We start from the raw sequence: 21,263 nt of genomic DNA, 5'->3' as shown, positions 1-21,263 counted from the left end.
AGGTTTTATGAGTATAAAAGCTAAATTATGGAGTATAATATTGTTTATATTTATAGGGGCTTCTGTGGCCCAAATCTCTCTTTACTTTACAGGTAAAAGTATAGAAGAAAAGATAATATCTTTAGATAAGGCTTACCATCAAAATGAAAACCTACACAAACTATTTGAAGAAATACTTACATTAAAAAATGCATACTCCACAATACTTATAGATCCCTCAAACAACTTTGCAAGAAACAAGATGTATTTTCCAGCTTTAAAATATGTAAAATCTCATGAAAATCTTATAAAAGATCAAAACCTAAGGAGTCTTTTAGATAAATTCATAAATCATACTTTAGATGCAGTAAACAATGTAAACGCCCAAAATCAACAACAATATATGCAAAATAGTATAAACCTCCAAATCACAGTGTGGCAACCTTTTAGGAAAGGATTTAATAAGGTTTTAAATGAGTCTGAACTAGCTTTTAAACAAAAAGAAAAAGAAACCATAAATTATATTACCTCTAGCGGTATAAAGCTTATGGTATCATCTTTAGCCGCTCTTTTAGTGGCAATAGCTACATTCTTTGTGGAAAAGGATATACAATCAAGCATAAACAAGCTTATAAACATAATTCAAAATATTACAAACTCCATGAGGTTTGATTATTTTAAAACCATGAAACCAGAGTTAAAAGGTGAGTTTGGAGAAATACTTGACTCATTGGCAAAGATGTTAAATGAAGTGGATATATCTATGAACGAGATAGAAAAAGTTATGAAAAGTATCTCCAAAGGAAACTTTAAAGAAAGAATAAACGAATCTAACTTAGATGGAGATTTAAAAAATATGGCAAGAATCATAAACGACTCTATATCAAAGTTTGATAATATATTTCATAACATAAACGATACACTATCAGAAGTGGCGAAAGGAAATCTAAGTGTAAGGATAGACAATACAAACTTAGAAGGGGATTTAAAAGAAATTGTAGATAATATGAACAAATCCTTAGAAAAGCTAAACTTCATTGTAAACGATATAAAGAATACACTAGAAGGTTTAGCAATGGGTGATATGTCGGTACAGATAAAAGAATTTGCAACCGGAGACATAGAAAAAGCCCAAAAGCTTATAAACGATTATATAATACTGATAAGATCATCCATGCAAGCCCTAAGAAAGATAATGGAAACATCTCTCATGTCAAGATGAAATTGTAAAATATTAAAAATGTTATAATATAACTAATGAAACTTAACTATATTTTTTATATTGCTTTTGTAGTGTTTTCTATTTTTAGCATATATTCTTGTGCCCAGAACACCCACAATATAGAAGAGCTATCAAGTAAAAATTCAGAGTATTATTACAATATAGGAATGGCTGGTTTAACTGCTGGAAACTATGCTGCTGCCATAGCAAATTTTAAAAAAGCTATATTAAAATACCCATATTATTACAAAGCTTACGACAAACTAGCCCTTGCTTACGCCAACGTAGGTGATTACAAAAAAGCTTTAGAAAATATAGACAAAGCACTACATATAAAACCAGACTACTATCAAGCTATTTTAGACAAAGCTATAATATTACAAGCAGAACATAAAACCAAGGACGCAATAGACACTCTTAACAAATGTATAAAAAACGATTATTGTAGCTTAAGGCCCCAAGCTTACTATCAACTAGCAAACATATACAAATTAAAAGGCGATACAAAAGATTACATTAAAAATCTAAATTTAGCAATAATCTACGATAGAGATTTTAACGTAGCAAAGTTTGATTTAGCAAGAGCCTACGTAGACAACAACATGTGTAGCAAACCAGACATAGAAGAAAAAGTAATCTATCTTATAGATAGTGAGAAAAATAATATAGGTGCTTCAAGTATGCCAGATATGTTGCTTCTAAAAGCAAAGTGCTATATGGAAGCTAACAAATTTAAAGAAGCATCGAAATTGATAAGGAAAATATTGTTTAATGAAGATATAAACCAGCATTACAAAGACAAAGCTATAGAACTATCAAAAGAACTTATAACATTAGAGTATGTAAATAAAAATACTGAGAATCCACCTATATCCTACGCAGAGTCAACCAAAGAAAATAAGCCAAAAAACCAAAATAAAGTAGTTAATAATAACAATAAAGAGAAAGAGACCAAAAACTTCTACTACTATCAACTTGGAGTTTACTACATAAAAGAATATGCTTCTGATATTTATATAAAAGCTAAAAAACTTGGGTTTGATACTTATATGGTGAAAAACAACAAAGCTATTATAGTGTTTGCGAAAGTACCAGAAGATAAAAAAGCTTTATTTAAAAAAGAGTTTCCATTTGCTTTTAAGATAAAAAATCCACAAGAGTTGCTTAGTTTAAAAATGGTCCATGTAGAAGAGGCTCCTTCTTTCTACTACTACCAACTTGGAGTTTACTACATAAAAGAATATGCTTCTGATATTTATATAAAAGCTAAAAAACTTGGGTTTGATACTTATATGGTGAAAAACAACAAAGCTATTATAGTGTTTGCAAAAGTACCAGAAGATAAAAAAGCTTTATTTAAAAAAGAGTTTCCATTTGCTTTTAAGATAAAAAATCCACAAGAGTTGCTTAGTTTAAAAAGAATTGAATAGATCCTTCATACCATCTGATACAAGAATTGGTTTTTTACAATTGTTGTTTGATATAAACTCATTTGCTATTGTATTTTTTTCTTTTAAAAGCCTTGAAACCACAGATTTTTTTGATTTTGATATAAAAAATATAAGCTTTGAGTTTGATAAAGCTTTATAGTTTAGCGATATACGAAGTATATTGTTTGGACCAACACTTATTAGCGTGTTTTCACAGGATTTTAGTATACGTTTATCTGGAAAAATAGAAGCGCTATGACCATCTTCTCCTATACCAAGCAAAGCTATGTTTATTGGTTTTTTATTGATAATATCTGAAAACTCCTCACAATCTTTTTCAATATCACCAGATTTATAAACGGGTTCTACATTTAAAAATTTTGATATATTGTGATAGTTGCTATCTTTGTGATCGTTTGGAACGTAGCGCTCATCTGTAAGAAAAAATTTAAAATTGGGAAAATCGTATTTTGACATAAGCTCATACAAATATAAAGGCGTGCTACCACCAGCTAAGGCTATGTTTAGTTTTAGTTTTTTGGCTTTTAGGAAAAATCTAAGTAAAAAATAAGACGAAGACTCTATTGAATCAAAATCGTAAACTTTTATAAAATCTAAAATATATACCATTGTCTGTTATCTTTGTTTATAAGTATATCAGCAGATTTTGGCCCGTAAGAGCCCACTTCGTAAAGCTCTACATCCTTTTTTTCTTTCCATATATCTAAAAGAGGTTGATAAAGTGCCCATGCAAGCTCTACTTCATCTTCTCTTAAAAATAGTGTTTGATTTGAGTTTATTATATCAAGAAGAAGAGTCTCATAAGCCTCTGAAGAGGTGTTATTTTCCATACCCATAGACACTTCCAAAGGACAAGATAGAAAATCAGAGTTTGGAGCCCTTATTTCAAGGCGAAGCTCTATATTTGTAAAAGGTGAGATTTTTATAACTATCTTATTTTCTTTTGGCTCACAGCCTATGAGTTTAGCAAAAGATGTAGGCATTTTTTTAAGCACTACTACGATTTGAGTGGCTTTTGTTTTTAACTTTTTGCCAGTCCTAAGATAAAATGGTACCCCATGCCATCTTAAATTGTCTATATGAAGTTTTACAACAGCAAAAGTCTCTGTTTTTGAGCCTGGTTTTACACCTGGCTCCATCGTATAACCTTCATATCTTCCAAGCACCACATCCTCAATACCTGGAGTTCTTATGGATTTTAAAACTTTTACCTTCTCATTTCTTATCTCTTCTGCATCTATACAACAAGGGGGCTCCATAGCTATAAAGGTTGCCATCTGGGTAAGATGGTTTTGTATCATATCTTTAAAAGCCCCAAACTTGTCGTAATAAGCACTTCTTCCTTCTATACCAATATCTTCCAAAGCCGATATCTGAACATGGTCTATAAAGTTTTTGTTCCAAATACCTTCAAATATGTAATTTGCAAACCTAAAACTAAATATATTTTGTACAGCTTCTTTACCTAAAAAGTGATCTATCCTATATATTTCTTTTTCTAGGAAAAATGTATGAAGAAGGTTGTTTAAACGTTTAGCAGATTCCAAATCGTATCCAAAGGGTTTTTCTATTACAATTTTTCTTTTGTTTGTCATATCAAGAAGCACATGGCCTATATTTTTTATAGCAGACTCGAACAAGTTTGGCGGTATAGAAAGATAAAATATAATCTCATCTTTTTCTATGCTTTTAATAAAATTAAAGTCTTTTGGATTTGTAACATCTACATTTATATAATCACAAACAGATGCGTACTCCTCACCAAACAAAGACTTTATCTTTGGTATAAATTCATCTCTACTGGATTCTCTTGAGCAAGATATAACCTTTTTTGGTGAAATTTTACCTTCTTTAAGGAGTTTTGCAAGGCTTGGATGTATTTTTTTCCAAGCTAAATCGCCGTTTCCACCAAATAAAACAAAAACAAAGTTATTCATCTTTCTTAAACTTATGTTGCCCAAACTCGTATCTTAAGGCTGCTAAGACCCTATCTCTAAAGCTCTCTTGTTCTCTTGATCTAAATCTCATAAAAAGAGCGTTAGATATAGATGGCATAGCCACACCCTCATCAACTGCTTCTATCACACTCCATCTTCCTTCACCGGTATCTTCTACGTAAGGCTTTATCTCTTCTAAAAGCCCAAAATCACATAAAGCTTTGTAAGTTAAATCCATAAGCCAAGAAGCCACAACGCTTCCTTTTGTCCACACCCTTACAGCCTCTTTTAGATCTACTTCTGGTTTTGATGTTTTTATAAGATCAAGCCCTTCTGCTATACTTTCCATCATCCCATATTCAACGGCATTATGTACCATCTTAACAAAGTGTCCCATACCAGGCCCACCCATATAACCAAAACCAACACCCTCATTTGCCAAATCTTTAAGTATTGGGCTTATAAAATCAAAATCCTCTTTATCTCCTCCCACCATCAAAGAAAAACCCCTTTCATAACCCCAAACACCCCCAGATGTCCCTATATCTAAAAACTTTATAGATTTTTCTTTTAGAGTGTTATACCTTCTTATAGAATCCTTATAGTAGGAGTTCCCACCATCTATTATAAGATCCCCCTCTTTTAAATAAGGCAAAGCTTCGTTTATAACATCATCCACGGCACTTTGAGGGACCATTATCCATAAAACTCTTCTATCATCTCCAAAAGCCTCAAACATCTCTTTGTAAGTGCCAAAACACTTTACCCCGTAAGAAGATGCCTCTTTTGTGCAGTGCTGGTTTCTATCAAACCCAAAAACCTCATGTCCTTTTTCTTTTATCCTTCTTGAAAGGCCAATACCCATTCTCCCAAGCCCAGAAAACGCTATCTTCATAAAAACCTCCTATTAATATATCTAAAACTTTTATAATTAAATTTATGCCAAAGAAGAAAAAAAGCATTACAATTCTGGAAGCTAGGTATTACCACAACGACAATCCCACCATAGATGGGCATGCTAAGATGATAGTAAAGTTTTGTGAGCTTCTAAAAAACGACTTTAACATAAGCCTTATAACAACATTTAAACCTCTCTACAACGAAGTAAAGAATATAGAAGATGTGGATAGCGTCCTAACAAAATATGAAGATGTAAAAGATTTCAAAGATATAATATTAGAATCAGATATCATGCTTTTAACCAAACCAGACTATATATTTTATCATCCAAACACCTATGTGTGGATACTTGCAAACTACGCATCGTTAGAGTCAAATATGGAAGCACTAAAACAATGGTCTATTAAGTACTTTAATCATCCTTATATAAAAAAGATTATATTTGTATCACCTGTGATAGAAGAGTCTTTCTTATCAACAAACCTAGTACCAAAAGAAAAATCAATAGTAATACCAAATTGGATTGAAAGCGTAAAAAAGAAACCAAAAAAGTATGAAGATATAAAAGATTTTAAAGTATTATGGCTATCTAGATTTATAGCTGAAAAAGGATGGGAAGATTTATTTAATGCTGTTAGAAATACCGATATAAAAACAGAATTTATAGGGTATGGAGATGATTTTGAAAAAGCTTTGGAATTAAAGAACAAAGAACAATTAAATAACATAGAGCTGTTAGGCTTTGTAGAAAATGCAATTGATTATTTAAATAACAACGCAAGTGTATATGTTTTTACATCTAAAGACCCAACGGAATCTTTTGGGCTTTCATTACTAGAAGCAATGTCTATAGGTATACCTTGTATATCAAGTAATATACCAACATCCAGATATGTTTTAGGAGATAAAGGTTTATTTTACAATACAATAGATGAATTAAAAGTTCTTATTTTAGAACTTAAAAACAATAAAGATTTATACAACGAACAAGCTAAATACTCTTTAGAAAGAGCCAAACTATTTCATAAAGACAACATTAAAAAGATGTGGAAAGATGTTATCCGCTAATATGTAAATGCTGTACCAGCTCTATTTATACAAAACAAAGTATTTTTTCGGTTCATATTATAAAATACCTCTTATAATATTTCTCAAATCAAACTCTTTTATGTTTTTTCTTATATAAGATACAATCTCTTTTGCCTCATCTTTGTTTTCTTTAAAATATCTTGCTTTTTCTACCATATCCTCTATAGAAAACCCGCTCACATACTCACCGTATTTACCAAACATATCTTCAAGTATTGGTTTGTAATCTGTTATAAACATCGTTTTTTTGTTAAAAGCCTCAAAAAATCTTTTATTTAAGGCATTTGAAACTATATCATTTAAACCAAGTATTATGTTTTTTCCGTTGAAGATATACTTTATATCTTTTGGATGTATCATTATAGGAAAATCCCTTGTCTTTGCAACAGTAGAAAGAGCTACTCTAAAGACCATCTCATCGTCAAACTCCAAAGTGCCTATATGTTTAATGGTGCTATCGTTGTATTTACATGCATAAGCCCCCATATAGATATAATCGTAAATATACTCTCTTATATCCTCTAATGCTATATCTTCATTCAAAGCTTTTAAAGACGTTCTAAAGTTTGATAGCTTTTTAATAAAAAATTCTGTAATATTATTATCAGCATAGGTTTTATGAATAGAACATTCTGATAAAAATACAATATCAGATGACTTATTATTTATATCTTTAGTATTATAATCCACAAAATACCCATAAAAATATCTTACATCTAAAGATCTTTCTTTCAAAAAATCCACTATCCTCTCGTCGTTTGATATATAAATAGTTTTTGATGGGGAAAACTTACCAAACATATCACTTAATTTATCTAATATATCTTCATTCTTATCTTTTTTATCTTTGAATTGATTTAGAAGATCCTCATACGTGGTATCTTTGTCTATAAAAACTATTTTAGAACCTATATAGTTTAAATAGATTTTTTGTTTTAGGTTTTTAAAATCTGAAAAAACTATATCAATACCTATATTTGAAAGCGTTTGAAGAAGTATATCTTTTTTAGAGGCGTATTCAGCTTCTGGCACAAACACCGTGTATATAGAAAATCCTAATTCTTTAAATACGTTGTAAAAATCGTATAAATGTTCTTTTTCAAAGGATAAGAAAACCTTACCTTTACTTCCTCTTTGAAGCTCCACTATATCAAACTCAGAAGTTTTTGAGCTTTTGGTATAAAAACTAATTTCTTTATACTTATCTGAGATTAAATAATAATATTGCATTGCACTAAAAACATCAAGATGATGTCTTAGGTTTATATTATCGTTTATAACGGCTATTAAAAAAGCCCCTTGAAGGGAGTTTATATAATCTCTTAAAAATACGTTATGAGGAACTTGATTATCTATAGAGTTTGATTTGCCAAAAACACTTTCATACTCAAAATATGATGTAGGGGTTTCGTAAACTTGAAAATCTTTAAAATGTTTAGAAAGTATAGATACAAGCTCATCTTTTGTATATTCATAAACACTTTGCTTAACCACACCCAAATCAAAGATATCAAGACCTTTTTTAACGAAGTTGTAAAGCCTATTTTTATTGGCAAACACAATGATAGCTTTTTTATTTTTTAAGCTTTTAAAATCTATATTTTTATAAAACCCATCTGTTATTATAATATTTGAAGAGTTATCATCTATTGTTATATCTAAATCTTTTAAAGCCTCTTCATAAAGGACTTTATCGTAGCCTTCTATCTTTACATTTTTATTTTTTCTAGCAAATTCTTGTATAAAATAAAATAAACTATGTCTATATTTATAAAAATAAAGATAAGCTCTTCCTATATAATCGTTTACAAGCTTGGTTTTATAATAATAACTGTAAAGCTCTTCAAAATTATCAATTTTATCTTCTTTTTCTATATCTGAACTTTTTACAAGATGTTCCAAAGATTTAAATGTTTCTAAAAGCTCGATTCTGTCTATAAATTTAAAACAAGGGGAATAATCATCGTCTTGTTTTTTAAGGTCTTTAAAAAGTTTTGCCTCGGGGCATGGTTCTGATAAAGCGTGTATCCTACAGGGGCTTGAGCATTTTGTACCTACATATCTTGCATTTACTCCCTTTATATGAGGTACTTTGTAATCATAAACAGCCTCAAAAGAACCAGGTCCAAGCACAACAAGAGTAGGCACACCAAGAGCCACCCCTATGTGAGCTACCGATGTTTCAGCGCTTATTAAAATATCTAAAATACTTACATAATGAGAAAGATACTCTATATCCTTTACATAAGAAGATACATCTACTATAAAAGGGTATTTTTCAAAATACTCTTTGGCAAGGTCTTTGGCTGAATCTGTATAAGCGCAAACTACAGTGTATTTATCTTTTGCATAGTTTAGTACGATATCTAAAACATCTGGTGGTATCCTCCTATGGATAGAGCTTGCTTCAAAATGAAGCCCTAAAAGCGGTCTTCCAAGGGATATAAACCTTTTTATCTTATATATAGTTGTTTTAATCTCTGGATCGTTAGAAAGTGTAATATCTGGTTTTTTATCCTTTTCATAAAAGCCAAATACTTTTTCATCAAAAAGCGAAGCCAAATAATCTGGCACAAATTGATTATCAAAACCAACACTAGCCACATGAGCCGTTAGATCAAATATATAATCAAACCTATCTAAAACATCTATATCTATAGGGGTTGGTACAAGCTCATCTATGTAAGGATTATCTATAAGAAGCTTGTTATCTTTCTTATGCTCATAGCCTATATATATATCTTTGTAAGCTCTTTTTATGGCTTTTAAAACAGGTAAAAAATGTATACTATCCCCAAGTGCAAAAGCTGTTATTATTAACAATTTTTTACCGCTAAGATCAACGCCTTTTTTATATATCTTAGATGGTGGTATTTTTATATTTGCATAAACTATATTTGGTTTATCTATATCAAGATAGGATATATAATATCTATCTTTTTCTAAACCACTATAATCATATTTTTTTATATTTTGTTTTACTAAAGACTTTGATATTTTCATTTAATATATTATATAAAATTCCCCCTCCAAGGGGGAGAAAAATAATAAAATTGTTACGATGCTGTACAACCAGCACTAGTACTATTAGAAGAACATATACCAGTACCTGTAGCTATACCTTTTGTTACAACACAAGTACAAACAGCACTACCGCCTGTTGTAACTATAGTTGGACAAGCAGCAGATATAACAGAATCAATTGTAGCTGTGACACCTAAAGCAGATGCTGCTGTATTTTGAGCTGTTACTTCATCAAGGCACTGTCTTGCATCTGCCAAAGCAGCACCAGCAGCAGCAGTATGCATATATTGAATGTACTGTGGTATTGCTATCGCTGCTAAGATAGCAATGATGGCTATAACCACCAAAAGTTCGATAAGGGTAAAACCCTTACTTAGGCCTTTCTTTTTAGAGAGTTCTTCTCTCAAAACAAAAACGTCTTTCATTACGCACCTCCTTAAGGTTGATATCTTAATTATAAGTAGTTATTAACTAAAATTGTTAAAATATGATATAGATTGTATTACATTTGTAATACAAAAATAAAATTTATGGTAAAAACCTATTTACATTTTTCTTGTATATATTTTTGCTATATAAGTAAAAATATTATGTCTATAAAATTTGTCTACAAAAATAACGCTTTTATATAGACATCGTTTTTGGCTTTTAGACAACGTATAAACACATATAAACATAAAATAGAAAATAAATTTAGTCAGAAATTTTATTGATAGATAAGGGTTTTTCAAGGATTTAGACAAAATAGAAAGATATTATTTATATTCTTACTCTTTAAATATTTAAAAGATTCATATAATTAAAGGATAAAGAAAAATAGGGATGTCTATAAAAGTATCACATACGGAGAGGGAGGGATTCGAACCCTCGGTGGGCTTTAAACCCACAAGTGATTTCGAGTCACCCGCTTTCGACCACTCAGCCACCTCTCCTAGAAAATATTATACAAAGTTTTTGGGATTTTGATATAATAATAGATTAAACTGCACTCTAATCAAAAAGGGTCGTCAGGTAAAACTGACGCTTGGATTAGAGGAGGTTAAAAACCCTTTTGGAGGTATGTTATGTCAGTAAGTATGAAGGATCTTTTGGAAGCTGGTGTTCATTTTGGACACTCAAAAGGAAGATGGAACCCTAAGATGGCACCGTATCTTTATGGTGTAAGAAACAACATACACATTATAGACCTTGGAAAGACCGTTCTTTATTTGGAAGAGGCTTATAACTTTGTATCAGATGCCGTATCAAAAGGTGCAGAGGTGCTTTTTGTAGGTACAAAAAAACAGGCTAAAGATGTTATTATGGAAGAGGCTTTAAGATGCGAGTCTTTCTATGTAAACGAAAGATGGGTGGGTGGTCTTCTTACAAACTTTAAAACCGTTAGAAAAAGCATAGCCAAGCTCCGTCAGTTAGAACGCATGGAAAAAGAAGGAGTTTTTGAGGTTTTACCAAAAAAAGAAGTAGTAACCATGAAAAGAGAGATGCAAAGACTTCAAAAACTATACAAAGGCATCATAGATATGGATAGAATACCAGATATAATATGGGTAGTGGATACCAACAGAGAACATATAGCTGTTACAGAGGCAAGAAGGCTTGGTGTAAAGGTTGTTGCTATAGCAGATTCAAACTGCGATCCAGATGAAATAGATTATCTTATACCTGGAAACGATGACGCTATAAAATCTATTAAACTTTTAACATCAAGGATAGCCGATGCTGTGTTAGATGGTAAGCAAAGAAGAGAAGCTTCTGCTGTTTCTGAAACATCAAAAAGAAAAGTGGTGGTGGTGGCTGAAGAGGAAAAAGAACTCTTTGAAAGAGCTATGGCTATGTCAGAAAAGTATGAAGATATAGACAAAGATAGTGTAGATTATTAATAGGAGGAGATTTTATGGCAGTTAGTTCTGAAAATGTAAAGCTTTTAAGAGAGATGACCGGCGCTGGGATGCTTGATTGTAAAAAAGCCCTTGAAGAGGCAAACGGAGATATAGAAAAAGCCAAAGAGATACTTCGTATAAAAGGTTTGGCAAAAGCCGATAAAAAAGCTTCAAGAGAAACTAAAGAAGGTCTTATAGTGGCAAAATCTACGCCTTCAAAGGGTGCAATGGTTGAGCTTGCCTGTGAAACAGATTTTGTGGCAAGAAACGAATCTTTCAAGGAACTTGCCAATAAAATCCTTGATTATGTGTTTGAAAATGTAGGTGATACAAAAGGTGAGTCAAGAGATAGTTCTATACTTCAAGGTAAAATAGACGGTATAACTATAGAAGAGCTTTTAAAAGAAGCTATAGCCAAAATAGGAGAAAACATACAACTAAAACGCTATTGCGTGGTGGAAGGACCAAACTTTTCATATATACATGGTGGCGGAAGAATAGGTGTATTGCTATCTTATGAAGGTGATAACCTTGATGTTGTAAAAGATGTTGCACTTCAAACAGCCGCTATGAGGCCAGAGTTTTTATCCCCTGAGACTGTACCTCAGGATGTTATAGAAAGAGAAAAAGCCATATATATGGAACAAGCTAAAAAAGAGGGTAAACCAGAAAATATGCTTGAAAAGATAGCAGAAGGAAAGCTCAAAAAATTCTACGAAGAGAAAACGCTTTTACATCAGAAGTTTATAAAAGATGAGAAAAAGACTATTCAAGATTACATAAGAGCTAACAACGTAACTATAAAAGGCTTTTGTAGATTTGAAATAGGTACATGAAGTATAAAAGGATATTGTTAAAGATATCAGGTGAAGCCTTGGCGGGAAGCCAAGGCTTTGGTATAGATAAAGATGTTATTTTAAGCTTTTCAAATGAAATAAAAGAAGCTTACGAGCTTGGAGTTCAAATAGCTATTGTAATAGGTGGTGGAAACATATTTAGAGGTCTAAAAGCTCAAGCAAGTGGTATGGATAGAGCCACCGCCGATTATATGGGGATGCTTGCCACCGTTATAAACGCTTTAGCCATGCAAGATACATTAGAGAGAATACACAACATACCTACAAGGGTTTTATCGGCTATAGAGATGAGACAGGTGGCAGAACCTTATATAAGAAGAAGGGCTGTAAGGCACCTTGAAAAAGGAAGAATTGTTATATTTGCCGCTGGCACTGGAAACCCGTTTTTTTCCACAGATACAGCCGCTGCTTTAAGGGCTGCCGAAATAAACGCCGATGTTTTTATGAAGGCTACAAAAGTAGACGGCATATATACAAAAGACCCAGCTATTTATAAAGATGCAGAGCTTATAAAAGAAATATCTTATATAGAGATTATAAGTAAAGACCTAAAGATTATGGACCATACGGCTATCACCCTTTGTAAAGACAACAACATACCTATGGTGGTATTTAATATTTATCAAAAAGGGGCTTTGAAACGTATTTTATCTGGGGAAAACATAGGTACAGTGGTAAAAAGTTATAATGCTTAAAAAGCCCATAGCTTTGGCTGTAGGTAACTTTGACGGTGTTCACTTGGGTCATCAACATCTTTTAAAGACTCTTGTTCTAAAAGCCAAAGAAAAAAACTTGGTACCTTCTGTCTTGATGTTTGATCCACATCCTTTGGAGGTACTAGAAAAAGAATCCGCTCCTTGTATGATATATACTATAGAAGAAAGAAAAGAATATATATATAAACTTGGTGTTGAAAACATCTTTGTAATAAACTTCACCAAAGAATTTAGCAATATATCTGCAAGGGATTTTATAAAAGACTATGTTTATGAAAAGCTCAATACAAAGCTTTTGATAGTGGGATACGATTGGAGGTATGGAGCCAGAAGAGAAGGGGAGTTTGAACTTGCAAAAGAGATGGGAGAGATGCTTGGGTTTGAAGTAATACCCAGTGAACCTTACAAAGTGGATGGGCATATAGTAAGTAGTACCCTTATAAGAAGGCTTTTAAAAGAGGCAAAGTTTGAAGATGTTAAAAAATACCTTGGAAGAGAATATACTATTAAAAGACATATTGTAAGAGGAAAGGGCTTAGGCTCTAAAATAGGCTTTCCCACAGCAAACATATCGGACACGTCAAACATGTGTTTAAAAGAAGGTGTTTATGCTGTAAATGTAAATGGATATCTAGGTGTGGCAAACTATGGCAAAAGACCCACCGTTGAACACACAGATCAAAATATATTAGAGGTACATATTATAGATTTTAACGGTGATTTAACTGATGATATTTTAAATATAATGTTTTTAGGCTTTTTAAGAGAAGAAAAAAAGTTTAACTCCATAGAAGATCTAAAAGTCCAAATAAAAACTGATATAGAAACTGCTAAAAGTTTATTTTCTAATAAAAGCGTATAATAAAAAAATATTTATAACATCAAAACGTATAATACAAGTAAAATGTTTTTATAAAATTGTTTTTAGATATTTATAAACCCTCCCCGAAGGGGAGGTTATATATTTTATTATCTGAAGAGTGTAAGAAGTTGTTGTGGGATTGCGTTTGCTTGAGCTAACATTGCGATGGCTGATTGTTGTAGTGTGTTGTCGTTTTGATATTGGGTCATTGCTTGAGATATGTTTAAGTCTCTTATAGCTGCTTCAGCGTTTAATGTGTTGGTTTGGCCTGTTTGGTCTCCGTTTGCAAGCGTTTGCATTTGTTGCATTACGGCACCTACTTGGGCTCTTATGGTATCAACATAGTTTATAGCGTTTTGAAGTATTATTTGAGCTTGGTTTGCACCTTGGGTGGTAGTTACGTTTATATCTAATAGGTCTTTCACAAAGTAGTTATAACCAACTGTTTGAGATCCGTTTATTGTTGTGGTATTTGTGGAGCTATATCCGTTTATATAGCTATTTGATACTGGGGTGTTGAATACGAGGTTGTTTATAAGATTGTCGTTTGCATTTGCGCCTTGACCAAAAGCTGCTATTTGTAGGTTTGATGGGCTTGTAATCTGTAATGAACCCACAGAGACTATAGCGCCGTATGTAGCTGAAGCTGTACCGTCTAAGCTTGCTGGTTGTACTGCACCAAACTTTGCTAAGTTTAATCCGTATGTGGCTTGGCTAGCAGTATTAGAATTTGTCACATTGATGTTTATTTGGAATGTAGAACCGTCTGTGGTATAAAGTTGTAAATATTGACCTGTAGAGTCTGTGGTGGCATATACACCAGTGTTTGTAGCAACGCCGTTTATAGCAGATATTATGTCTTGTAAACTATAGGTTTGTCCACCAACTAGGTTTATAGTCTGAGATACAATACCTACGTATTGACCGTTTGCAAGTTGTTCTGGTTGACCTGCTGCGTTTGTAAGTGCTGTAAAACCAACACCTACAGTGCTGCTTTGTTCTACTTGTCTTGATATTACTATACTTACTGTGGCAGAAGAGGCTACTTGTATAGTACCGAAAGCTTGGGTACCTTGTAGCGTGTTGGAAGCTTGGGCTGTAACAGTACCATTGAATACAGAGTTTATGTTGTTAGCTATTATATGTGCGTCTAAGTATGCGTTTGTGGCTGAAGCGTATGCACTAGCTACAACTTCGTTACCGTTTATAAATAGCTGTTTGTTACCATCAAACAATACATCGGATGTTATTACTGTTTGTGAAGCAGTTGTATTGGCTCCGACGTAAGTTGTGGCGCTTGCTGTGGTGTTTACAGTTATAGGTCCAGAACCGCTGTAATAAGCCATTATATTTGCGGCGGTAGAACCGTTGTTTATATTTTGGAAATCTCCAGTTTGGGCTATAGCAGCACCCATTCTTTCTATGGATAGGTTACCTATTGATATGTTTATATACTGACCTGCTTGACCACCAAATTGAATGGCTTGGTTTATAAAACTACCGTCAAAGAGTTTTTTGCCGTTAAACGTGGTGGTGTTAACTATTTCTTTTATAGATTGAGCCAGGGCTGAAATTTGGTTTTGTAAAGCACCAGCTGAGTTTATATTGTTGGTGGAGTTTGCAGCGTTAACGGCGTAAGTGTACATGGTGTTTAGAGTGTTGTAGATTTGAGATAGCTGACCATCTGCCACTTGAGCCAATGAATAGCCTTGTTGGGTGTTGAGATAACCCTGTCCTAAAGCTGTACCCAATGTGTGTAATTGGTCTGCTATAAATAGACCAGCTGGGTCATCTGCTGCACTCAATATCCTTAAACCTGTGGATATGTGAGTGATGTCGTTGGTAACATTTTGGTTTGCTTGTTGTAAAGCATTGTTAGCTACAAGCGCACCGTAGTTAAAATTAATTGATAGCATAACGCACCTCCTAAAACTTGTTATTTAACATATCGGAGGTTTTTAAAGTTTTTTTAGCTTTTAAGATAAAAATCTTGATATGTTTTGCCATATGCTATCAACCTTTCTTTTTGTTTCATCGTCGGTTTTAGCCACCTCTGGCCATACTCTTGTATATCCTTCTTCTTTTAGTTTTTTTGTGGCATCTATTATAATCTTACCACCAAAACCTACTTCGTTGGTAGAATGATCAAGTACATCTATAGGTCCTTTTGTGATGATTATATCCCTTGAAGGGTCTGTGTTGTTGCCCCATATCCAAAGCACTTCTTCTATATCGTGTACGTTTACCCATTCGTCAAAAACCACTATATACTTTTCCAAAGACATCAGTCCAAGCCCAAGTAGTGCATAAGCTACTTTAAAGGCGTGCCCAGGATAGCGCTTTTTTATGGAAACAAAGCAAAAGTTGTGAAATACTCCACTTGCTGGAAGATGATAATCCACTACCTCTGGTAGATTAAACTTAATAAGGGGTAAGAATATACGTTCTGTGGCATAGCCAAGGTATTTATCCTCTTGGGGTGGTGGTCCTACTATAGTGGATATATATATTGGATTGTCTTTAGATAAAATAGCTGTTATGTGCATTGCTGGGTATTTGTCTACTGGTGTGTAAAATCCAGTGTGATCTCCAAAAGGCCCTTCGTCTATAAGCGGTTCTTCTGGGTCTACATAACCTTCTATTACAAAATCTGCGTATTTTGGATACTCTATATCAACAGTTTTACCCTTTACAAGCTCTAAAGGGTTTTCTCTTACCATACCCACAAACAAATACTCATCCACCTCTGGCGGAAGCGGTGCCGATGCACTGTAAGTACAAACTGGATCTGCACCTATTACTATAGCTACTGGTAATTTTTTACCAAGTCTTTTTGCCTTGTGAAAATGTGAGTTTCCGTCTTTGTGTATTTGCCAATGAAGAGCTACTTTTTTTTCTTCTAAAAGCTGTATACGGTACATCCCCACGTTTCTGATACCTGATTCAGGGTCTTTTGTGATAACCTGAGGAAGTGTTATATATCTTCCACCATCTTTGGGCCAGCATTTTAACACAGGTATATCAAATACACTTTCGCTAAAGGTTTTATAAGGGTTTTTAGATTCTACCTTTGGTAGTGCGTCATTTAGTTTTTTTAGTTCTGGGAGTTTTTTAAGCTTTTCTAAAAATGTATTTGGTATTTCTGGTCTTAACACTTTATAAAGCTTCCAACCTATATCTTCAAGGTTTTCATAACCAAAGATGATTTTTAACCTTTTATAAGAACCAAAGGCGTTTGTGAGAACAGGTATATTGTAGCCTTTTACATTTGTAAAAAGTAAAGCTTTTGGGTCTTTTGTTTTACACATTCTATCTGTTATCTCTGTTATCTCATAATGAACATCTATGGGGTCTTTTACCCTTATAAGCTCACCTTCTTTTTCTAAGATATTTACCAGCTCCTCTGTGGTTTTAATGCTTCGCATAAGTAAAATATATTTAGTTTTTTTAGCTTTTCAAATCTAAGATATAATCTTTTGAAAGTATTATTTGGTCTTTGTCAAGTTTTATCAAAAACGGTTCTTCTGCTGGTATTATATATTTTCCAAAGTCTATTTCAAGGTAATCTTTGTTTGCATATTTAAATACGTTTGTAAGTCTTCCAAGCTCTTCGCCGCTATCTAACTTTACTTTTTTTCCAAAAAGCTCGAAAAGAAATACCGTTTCTTCTTTTCTTGGTAAATCTTTTGAGCTTGCAAAGATTGTGGCGTTGCAAAAGCTTTTTGCCATCTCCACTGTGTCTATTCCTTTTATATGGCATAGTACCTTGTTTTGGTGTTTTTTAAACGTTACGTTAAAAGCTTTAAACTCTTTAGTTTGTTTGTTTTGTAAATATATCTGTTTTAGGTTTTTAATATAAAAATCTATATCTTCCTCAAACTCAAAAACCACTTCCAAATCACCTTTTAATCCAAACGTTGATAAAAACTTTCCTATTATTACCCTATCATCATTCATCTTTTAAGCTAAACTTGTAACCTACGCCCCTTATGGTTTTTATATATTTACCAAAATCCCCAAGTTTATCCCTTAGATGTTTTATATGAACATCCACTGTTCTATCGTTTATGTCTGTGCCATATGACCATAGCATATTTATTATTTTGTCCCTTGTCATTATTTTGTCCATATTTTCAATTAGATGTTTTAATATTCTAAATTCTGTTTTTGTAAGGTTTATAGGTTTTCCATCCAACGTTACTTCCATCTTATCTTCATCTAGTTCAAGATTTTCTACTTTTAACTTGGTTGTGGTAATTGTTTTTTTGTATCTGTTTAATACAGCCCTTATCCTTGCTATTAATTCTTTTGAAGAGAATGGTTTTGTGATGTAATCATCGGCTCCTGCATTAAAACCCTCTATCTTGTCTTCTTCTTCTGATTTTGCAGTAAGAAATATAATAGGTATATCTTTGTAAAGGACGTTTTGTCTTAGTATTTTTGCTATCCTTACTCCGTCGTAACCAGGAAGCATGATATCAAGTATTATTATATTTGGTATTGTTTGTTCCATTGTTTTGAAAAATTCGTTGCCGTTTGTAAAGTGTTTTACCTCAAACCCCTCGTTTTCTAAGTTGAAGGTAAGTATCTCAGCTAAATCCATATCATCTTCTACTACGTACACAATATCTTTATCCATATAAGTTATTATAACTTAAAAGCCTTTATTGTTTTTCCAATCATCAAATGTGATATAATATTAGTCAATTTCTAAAGGAGGCAAAAGTCTTATGAACCTCTATGAGTTTGAAGCTTACGATAAGATTTTTAAGAAGTACGGCGTACCAGTTTTAAATTATATGTACGCCGATCATATCAACGATGATTTAAAAGACTTTGCCAATAAACTTGGTGAGTCTGTGGTGAAGTCTCAAGTGCTTGTAGGGAAACGTGGAAAGGCAGGCGCTGTGAAGCTTTGTAAAACACCAGAAGAGGCTATAGAAACGGCAGAAGCTCTTTTACAGTATCCAGTTTACGGCGAGATGCCAGTGGGTATTATAATTGCCGAAAAAGCCAAAATACTAAAAGAGTTGTATGCCTCTATCACATATTCCACAGAGACAAGGACTCCGGTGTTGGTGCTTAGCTTAGAAGGTGGTATGGATATAGAAGAAGTCCCACCAGAAAAGGTAAAAACCTTTAAGATAGATCCGTTGATAGGTTTATATCCTTACATGGTAAGAGAATACCTAATGGATATGGGATTTCCAAAAGAGTATATCGGGGTTTTAAGAGAACTATCAGAGGTTATAGCAAACCTTTATAAGGCTTTTTGGGAAACAGAAGCAAAGCTTATAGAAATAAACCCCCTTGCTATATGCGATGTAAATGGAAAGCAAAAAATATATGCCCTTGATGCTGTAGTAACCATAGATGACGATGCCTCTGTGCCGCCTTCTAAAATATACGGTGTTAGAAGCGCCATGAAACGCCCTCCTACCCAAAGAGAGATAGAAGCATCTTTGATAGATAGAGACGATCATAGAGGTAAAGCCGGTTCTTATGTGGAGATGGATGGTGATATAGCCCTTATGACCTTTGGTGGTGGTGGTTCTACGGTTACTATAGAAACTTGTTACAACATAGGTTTAAAACCTGCAAACTTTACAGACATAGGTGGAAATCCTCCAGCCGAGAAGATGTACAAGATAACCCGTATAATTCTATCCAAACCAGGTATAAGAGGTGTATTGGTTTGTGGAGGTACTGCCAACAACACTCGTATAGATGTGACACTCGGTGAAGGCGTGGCAAACGCTATAAGGGACTTGAAGAAAGAAGGTAAACTTGATCCAAATTGGGTATGGGTAGTAAGAAGAAACGGCCCTGAAGCTGAAAAAGGTTTGAGGATGCTTTATGAGGCTTTTAAAGAGTGTGGTGTGAAAGGTGAGATTTACGATTCATCTTTACCTCTTACGGAGGCACCTGTAAGGTTGAAGTATCTCTTGGAGCATCAAGTAAAATCTGTAAATGATAACGTTGCTGAAGATTTAGGAGTATAAGGAGCGTGTTATGAAAGGTACTGTTTATTTAAACGATAGCCATAGGTTTGTGGTAATAGGTATTACAGGAAGAGAAGCTTCCCAGGTGGTTACAGAAACAGAATCCCTTTATCCTGGGTTTATAAAAGCTGGTGTTACACCTGGAAAAGGCGGTACTAGCGTCGCTAACGTACCAGTTTACAACACAGTCAAAGAAGCTCTATCTCATCATCCTGAGATAAACGCAGGTCTTATATATGTACCCCCTGTGTCTGTAAAAGACGCTGTCATTGAGCTTGTAAACAACGGTATAAAGCTTATATACATTATCACTGAGCATGTACCAATAAGAGATACCACTTACTTCTACAATTATGCCAAAGAAAAGGGCGTTATCATAGTAGGTCCTACTTCTCTTGGTGCCATAGTGCCTTCTGTGCCTATGAGGGTTGGTGCTATTGGTGGTAAGGATCCTTCCATTGCCTATAAACCCGGCGGTCTTGTGATATTGTCAAAATCTGGTGGTCTTACTACCACTACCGCTGAGATGATGATGAGAAGAGGTTGGGGTGTTTATACCGCTATAGCTCTTGGAGGAGACGTAATATCTTGTACTACATTTGAAGATGTTATAAGAAATATATACGATGACCCAAATGTAAAGGCTGTTATTATCCAAGGTGAAGTGGGTGGTACCTACGAAGAAAACGCAGCCATGGCGATACTTGAGCTCTACAAACAAGGTAAGTGGAAAATACCAGTTGCTGCTTTCGTAGCTGGAAGATTTCAAGAAAATTTGGAAGGCGTATCCTTTGGTCATGCTGGGGCTATAGTGGAAAGGGGCAAAGGCAAAGCAAGCACCAAGATAAAACTATTTAACGAAGTGGGCAAAGAGACTGGACTTGTAAAAGTAGCTGAGTTTTATCACGATTTACCCACTTGTCTGGAAGAGCTTGGTGTTCCAAGAGACTTTGAAGATACCACCGGCGCTTCTGTGAAACCCCTTTACTCTACCATATAAATATATCCCCTCCTTTTGGAGGGGCTTTTATGATATACTGGTTAGCTCTTTTTTTAGCTCTTTTTCTTAATGCTTTTTCAAATATAGCTGTAAAAATAGGTGCTATTAAAAGCTCAAAACTTTTCATATTGGCTGGTCTTATAGGTTTTGGTATTCAATTTTTGTTTTACGCTTTTGCTCTAAAAAAGATAAATTTAAGTATTGCCTATCCTATTATGGTAGGTAGTGGGTTTTTTATTATAAGTTTATTTTCTTATTTTTATCTAAAAGAGCATATGAATATATACGATTTTGTTGGTATGGTTCTTATATTTGTTGGTATTTTGCTTATAAGTATAAGATAA

At 33.5% G+C, this 21,263-nt stretch carries 19 protein-coding genes and 1 tRNA gene; 10 read left to right on the top strand and 10 right to left on the bottom strand.

The features are described from left to right. Positions 1-7: 7 nt before the first annotated feature. Both HYD3684_RS06405 and HYD3684_RS06400 read left to right on the top strand, forming a co-directional pair. A complete protein-coding gene (locus HYD3684_RS06405; protein WP_015419859.1) occupies positions 8-1,201 on the top strand; it encodes a hypothetical protein in 1,194 nt (397 codons plus the stop codon). A 35-nt stretch (positions 1,202-1,236) separates the two neighbouring features. Continuing rightward, positions 1,237-2,631 (top strand): tetratricopeptide repeat protein, encoded by a 1,395-nt coding sequence (locus HYD3684_RS06400; RefSeq protein ID WP_015419858.1) that lies wholly within the window; start codon positions 1,237-1,239, stop codon positions 2,629-2,631. Here HYD3684_RS06400 and HYD3684_RS06395 read toward each other — a convergent pair. Genes HYD3684_RS06395 through gnd form a run of 3 tightly spaced genes read right to left on the bottom strand, consistent with a single transcriptional unit; the run spans position 2,614 to position 5,484 of the window. Further along, positions 2,614-3,261, bottom strand: a complete 648-nt coding sequence (locus HYD3684_RS06395) for a 6-phosphogluconolactonase (protein WP_015419857.1) — start codon at positions 3,259-3,261, stop codon at positions 2,614-2,616. The genes HYD3684_RS06400 and HYD3684_RS06395 overlap by 18 nt on opposite strands. Next, positions 3,246-4,589: a glucose-6-phosphate dehydrogenase gene (zwf, locus tag HYD3684_RS06390; RefSeq protein ID WP_015419856.1), complete on the bottom strand. Its 1,344-nt coding sequence runs from the start codon at positions 4,587-4,589 to the stop codon at positions 3,246-3,248. The genes HYD3684_RS06395 and zwf overlap by 16 nt, the downstream gene beginning before the upstream one ends. Continuing rightward, positions 4,582-5,484, bottom strand: a complete 903-nt coding sequence (gene gnd, locus HYD3684_RS06385) for a phosphogluconate dehydrogenase (NAD(+)-dependent, decarboxylating) (RefSeq protein ID WP_015419855.1) — start codon at positions 5,482-5,484, stop codon at positions 4,582-4,584. Before gnd ends, zwf begins: the two co-directional genes overlap by 8 nt. 44 nt (positions 5,485-5,528) lie before the next feature. Between gnd and HYD3684_RS06380 the strand changes: the two genes are divergently transcribed. Then, positions 5,529-6,557: a glycosyltransferase family 4 protein gene (locus HYD3684_RS06380; protein WP_015419854.1), complete on the top strand. Its 1,029-nt coding sequence runs from the start codon at positions 5,529-5,531 to the stop codon at positions 6,555-6,557. 57 nt (positions 6,558-6,614) lie between these two features. On the opposite strand, the gene HYD3684_RS06375 is transcribed toward HYD3684_RS06380, so the two are convergent. From HYD3684_RS06375 to HYD3684_RS06365, 3 genes are all read right to left on the bottom strand, one after another. Next, on the bottom strand, positions 6,615-9,581 hold the full coding sequence (locus tag HYD3684_RS06375) for an ADP-heptose--LPS heptosyltransferase (RefSeq protein WP_015419853.1): 2,967 nt from the start codon (positions 9,579-9,581) through the stop codon (positions 6,615-6,617). A 53-nt stretch (positions 9,582-9,634) separates the two neighbouring features. Then, positions 9,635-10,027 carry a prepilin-type N-terminal cleavage/methylation domain-containing protein gene (locus tag HYD3684_RS06370; RefSeq protein WP_015419852.1) on the bottom strand — a complete coding sequence of 131 codons (393 nt, stop codon included), beginning with the start codon at positions 10,025-10,027 and terminating at the stop codon, positions 9,635-9,637. 419 nt (positions 10,028-10,446) lie between these two features. Then, positions 10,447-10,534, bottom strand: a tRNA-Ser gene (locus HYD3684_RS06365). Between the two features lie 132 nt (positions 10,535-10,666). Between HYD3684_RS06365 and rpsB the strand changes: the two genes are divergently transcribed. From rpsB to ribF, 4 genes are read left to right on the top strand one after another with little or no spacing between them, the layout of a single operon-like run. Next, positions 10,667-11,482 (top strand): 30S ribosomal protein S2, encoded by an 816-nt coding sequence (rpsB, locus tag HYD3684_RS06360; protein ID WP_015419851.1) that lies wholly within the window; start codon positions 10,667-10,669, stop codon positions 11,480-11,482. Between the two features lie 14 nt (positions 11,483-11,496). Further along, positions 11,497-12,318 (top strand): translation elongation factor Ts, encoded by an 822-nt coding sequence (gene tsf, locus HYD3684_RS06355; protein ID WP_015419850.1) that lies wholly within the window; start codon positions 11,497-11,499, stop codon positions 12,316-12,318. Beyond that, positions 12,315-13,034 carry a UMP kinase gene (gene pyrH, locus HYD3684_RS06350; protein WP_015419849.1) on the top strand — a complete coding sequence of 240 codons (720 nt, stop codon included), beginning with the start codon at positions 12,315-12,317 and terminating at the stop codon, positions 13,032-13,034. The genes tsf and pyrH overlap by 4 nt, the downstream gene beginning before the upstream one ends. Beyond that, entirely contained in the window at positions 13,027-13,917 is an 891-nt protein-coding gene (gene ribF / locus HYD3684_RS06345; protein ID WP_015419848.1) for a riboflavin biosynthesis protein RibF, read from the top strand. The genes pyrH and ribF overlap by 8 nt, the downstream gene beginning before the upstream one ends. Positions 13,918-14,024: 107 nt before the next feature. On the opposite strand, the gene HYD3684_RS06340 is transcribed toward ribF, so the two are convergent. From HYD3684_RS06340 to HYD3684_RS06325, 4 genes are read right to left on the bottom strand one after another with little or no spacing between them, the layout of a single operon-like run. Beyond that, on the bottom strand, positions 14,025-15,833 hold the full coding sequence (locus HYD3684_RS06340) for a flagellin (protein ID WP_015419847.1): 1,809 nt from the start codon (positions 15,831-15,833) through the stop codon (positions 14,025-14,027). A 60-nt stretch (positions 15,834-15,893) separates the two neighbouring features. Then, positions 15,894-17,342, bottom strand: a complete 1,449-nt coding sequence (locus HYD3684_RS06335) for a menaquinone biosynthesis decarboxylase (RefSeq protein WP_015419846.1) — start codon at positions 17,340-17,342, stop codon at positions 15,894-15,896. 22 nt (positions 17,343-17,364) lie between these two features. Then, positions 17,365-17,874 (bottom strand): ribosome maturation factor RimM, encoded by a 510-nt coding sequence (rimM, locus tag HYD3684_RS06330; RefSeq protein ID WP_015419845.1) that lies wholly within the window; start codon positions 17,872-17,874, stop codon positions 17,365-17,367. After that, complete coding sequence (locus HYD3684_RS06325) at positions 17,867-18,556, bottom strand: response regulator transcription factor (RefSeq protein WP_015419844.1); 690 nt, start codon at positions 18,554-18,556, stop codon at positions 17,867-17,869. Before HYD3684_RS06325 ends, rimM begins: the two co-directional genes overlap by 8 nt. A gap of 91 nt (positions 18,557-18,647) precedes the next feature. Between HYD3684_RS06325 and HYD3684_RS06320 the strand changes: the two genes are divergently transcribed. The 3 genes from HYD3684_RS06320 to HYD3684_RS06310 are packed head-to-tail and all read left to right on the top strand — an operon-like array spanning position 18,648 to position 21,263. Continuing rightward, positions 18,648-19,919, top strand: coding sequence for a succinate--CoA ligase subunit beta (locus HYD3684_RS06320; RefSeq protein WP_015419843.1), 1,272 nt, complete (start codon positions 18,648-18,650; stop codon positions 19,917-19,919). A 10-nt stretch (positions 19,920-19,929) separates the two neighbouring features. Beyond that, a complete protein-coding gene (locus tag HYD3684_RS06315; protein WP_015419842.1) occupies positions 19,930-20,919 on the top strand; it encodes a CoA-binding domain protein in 990 nt (329 codons plus the stop codon). A gap of 29 nt (positions 20,920-20,948) precedes the next feature. Continuing rightward, positions 20,949-21,263 (top strand): SMR family transporter, encoded by a 315-nt coding sequence (locus HYD3684_RS06310; RefSeq protein WP_015419841.1) that lies wholly within the window; start codon positions 20,949-20,951, stop codon positions 21,261-21,263.

Source organism: Hydrogenobaculum sp. 3684, assembly GCF_000213785.1.
Classification (GTDB): Bacteria; Aquificota; Aquificia; order Aquificales; family Aquificaceae; genus Hydrogenobaculum.
This window is presented reverse-complemented; position numbering and strand designations above follow the sequence as displayed.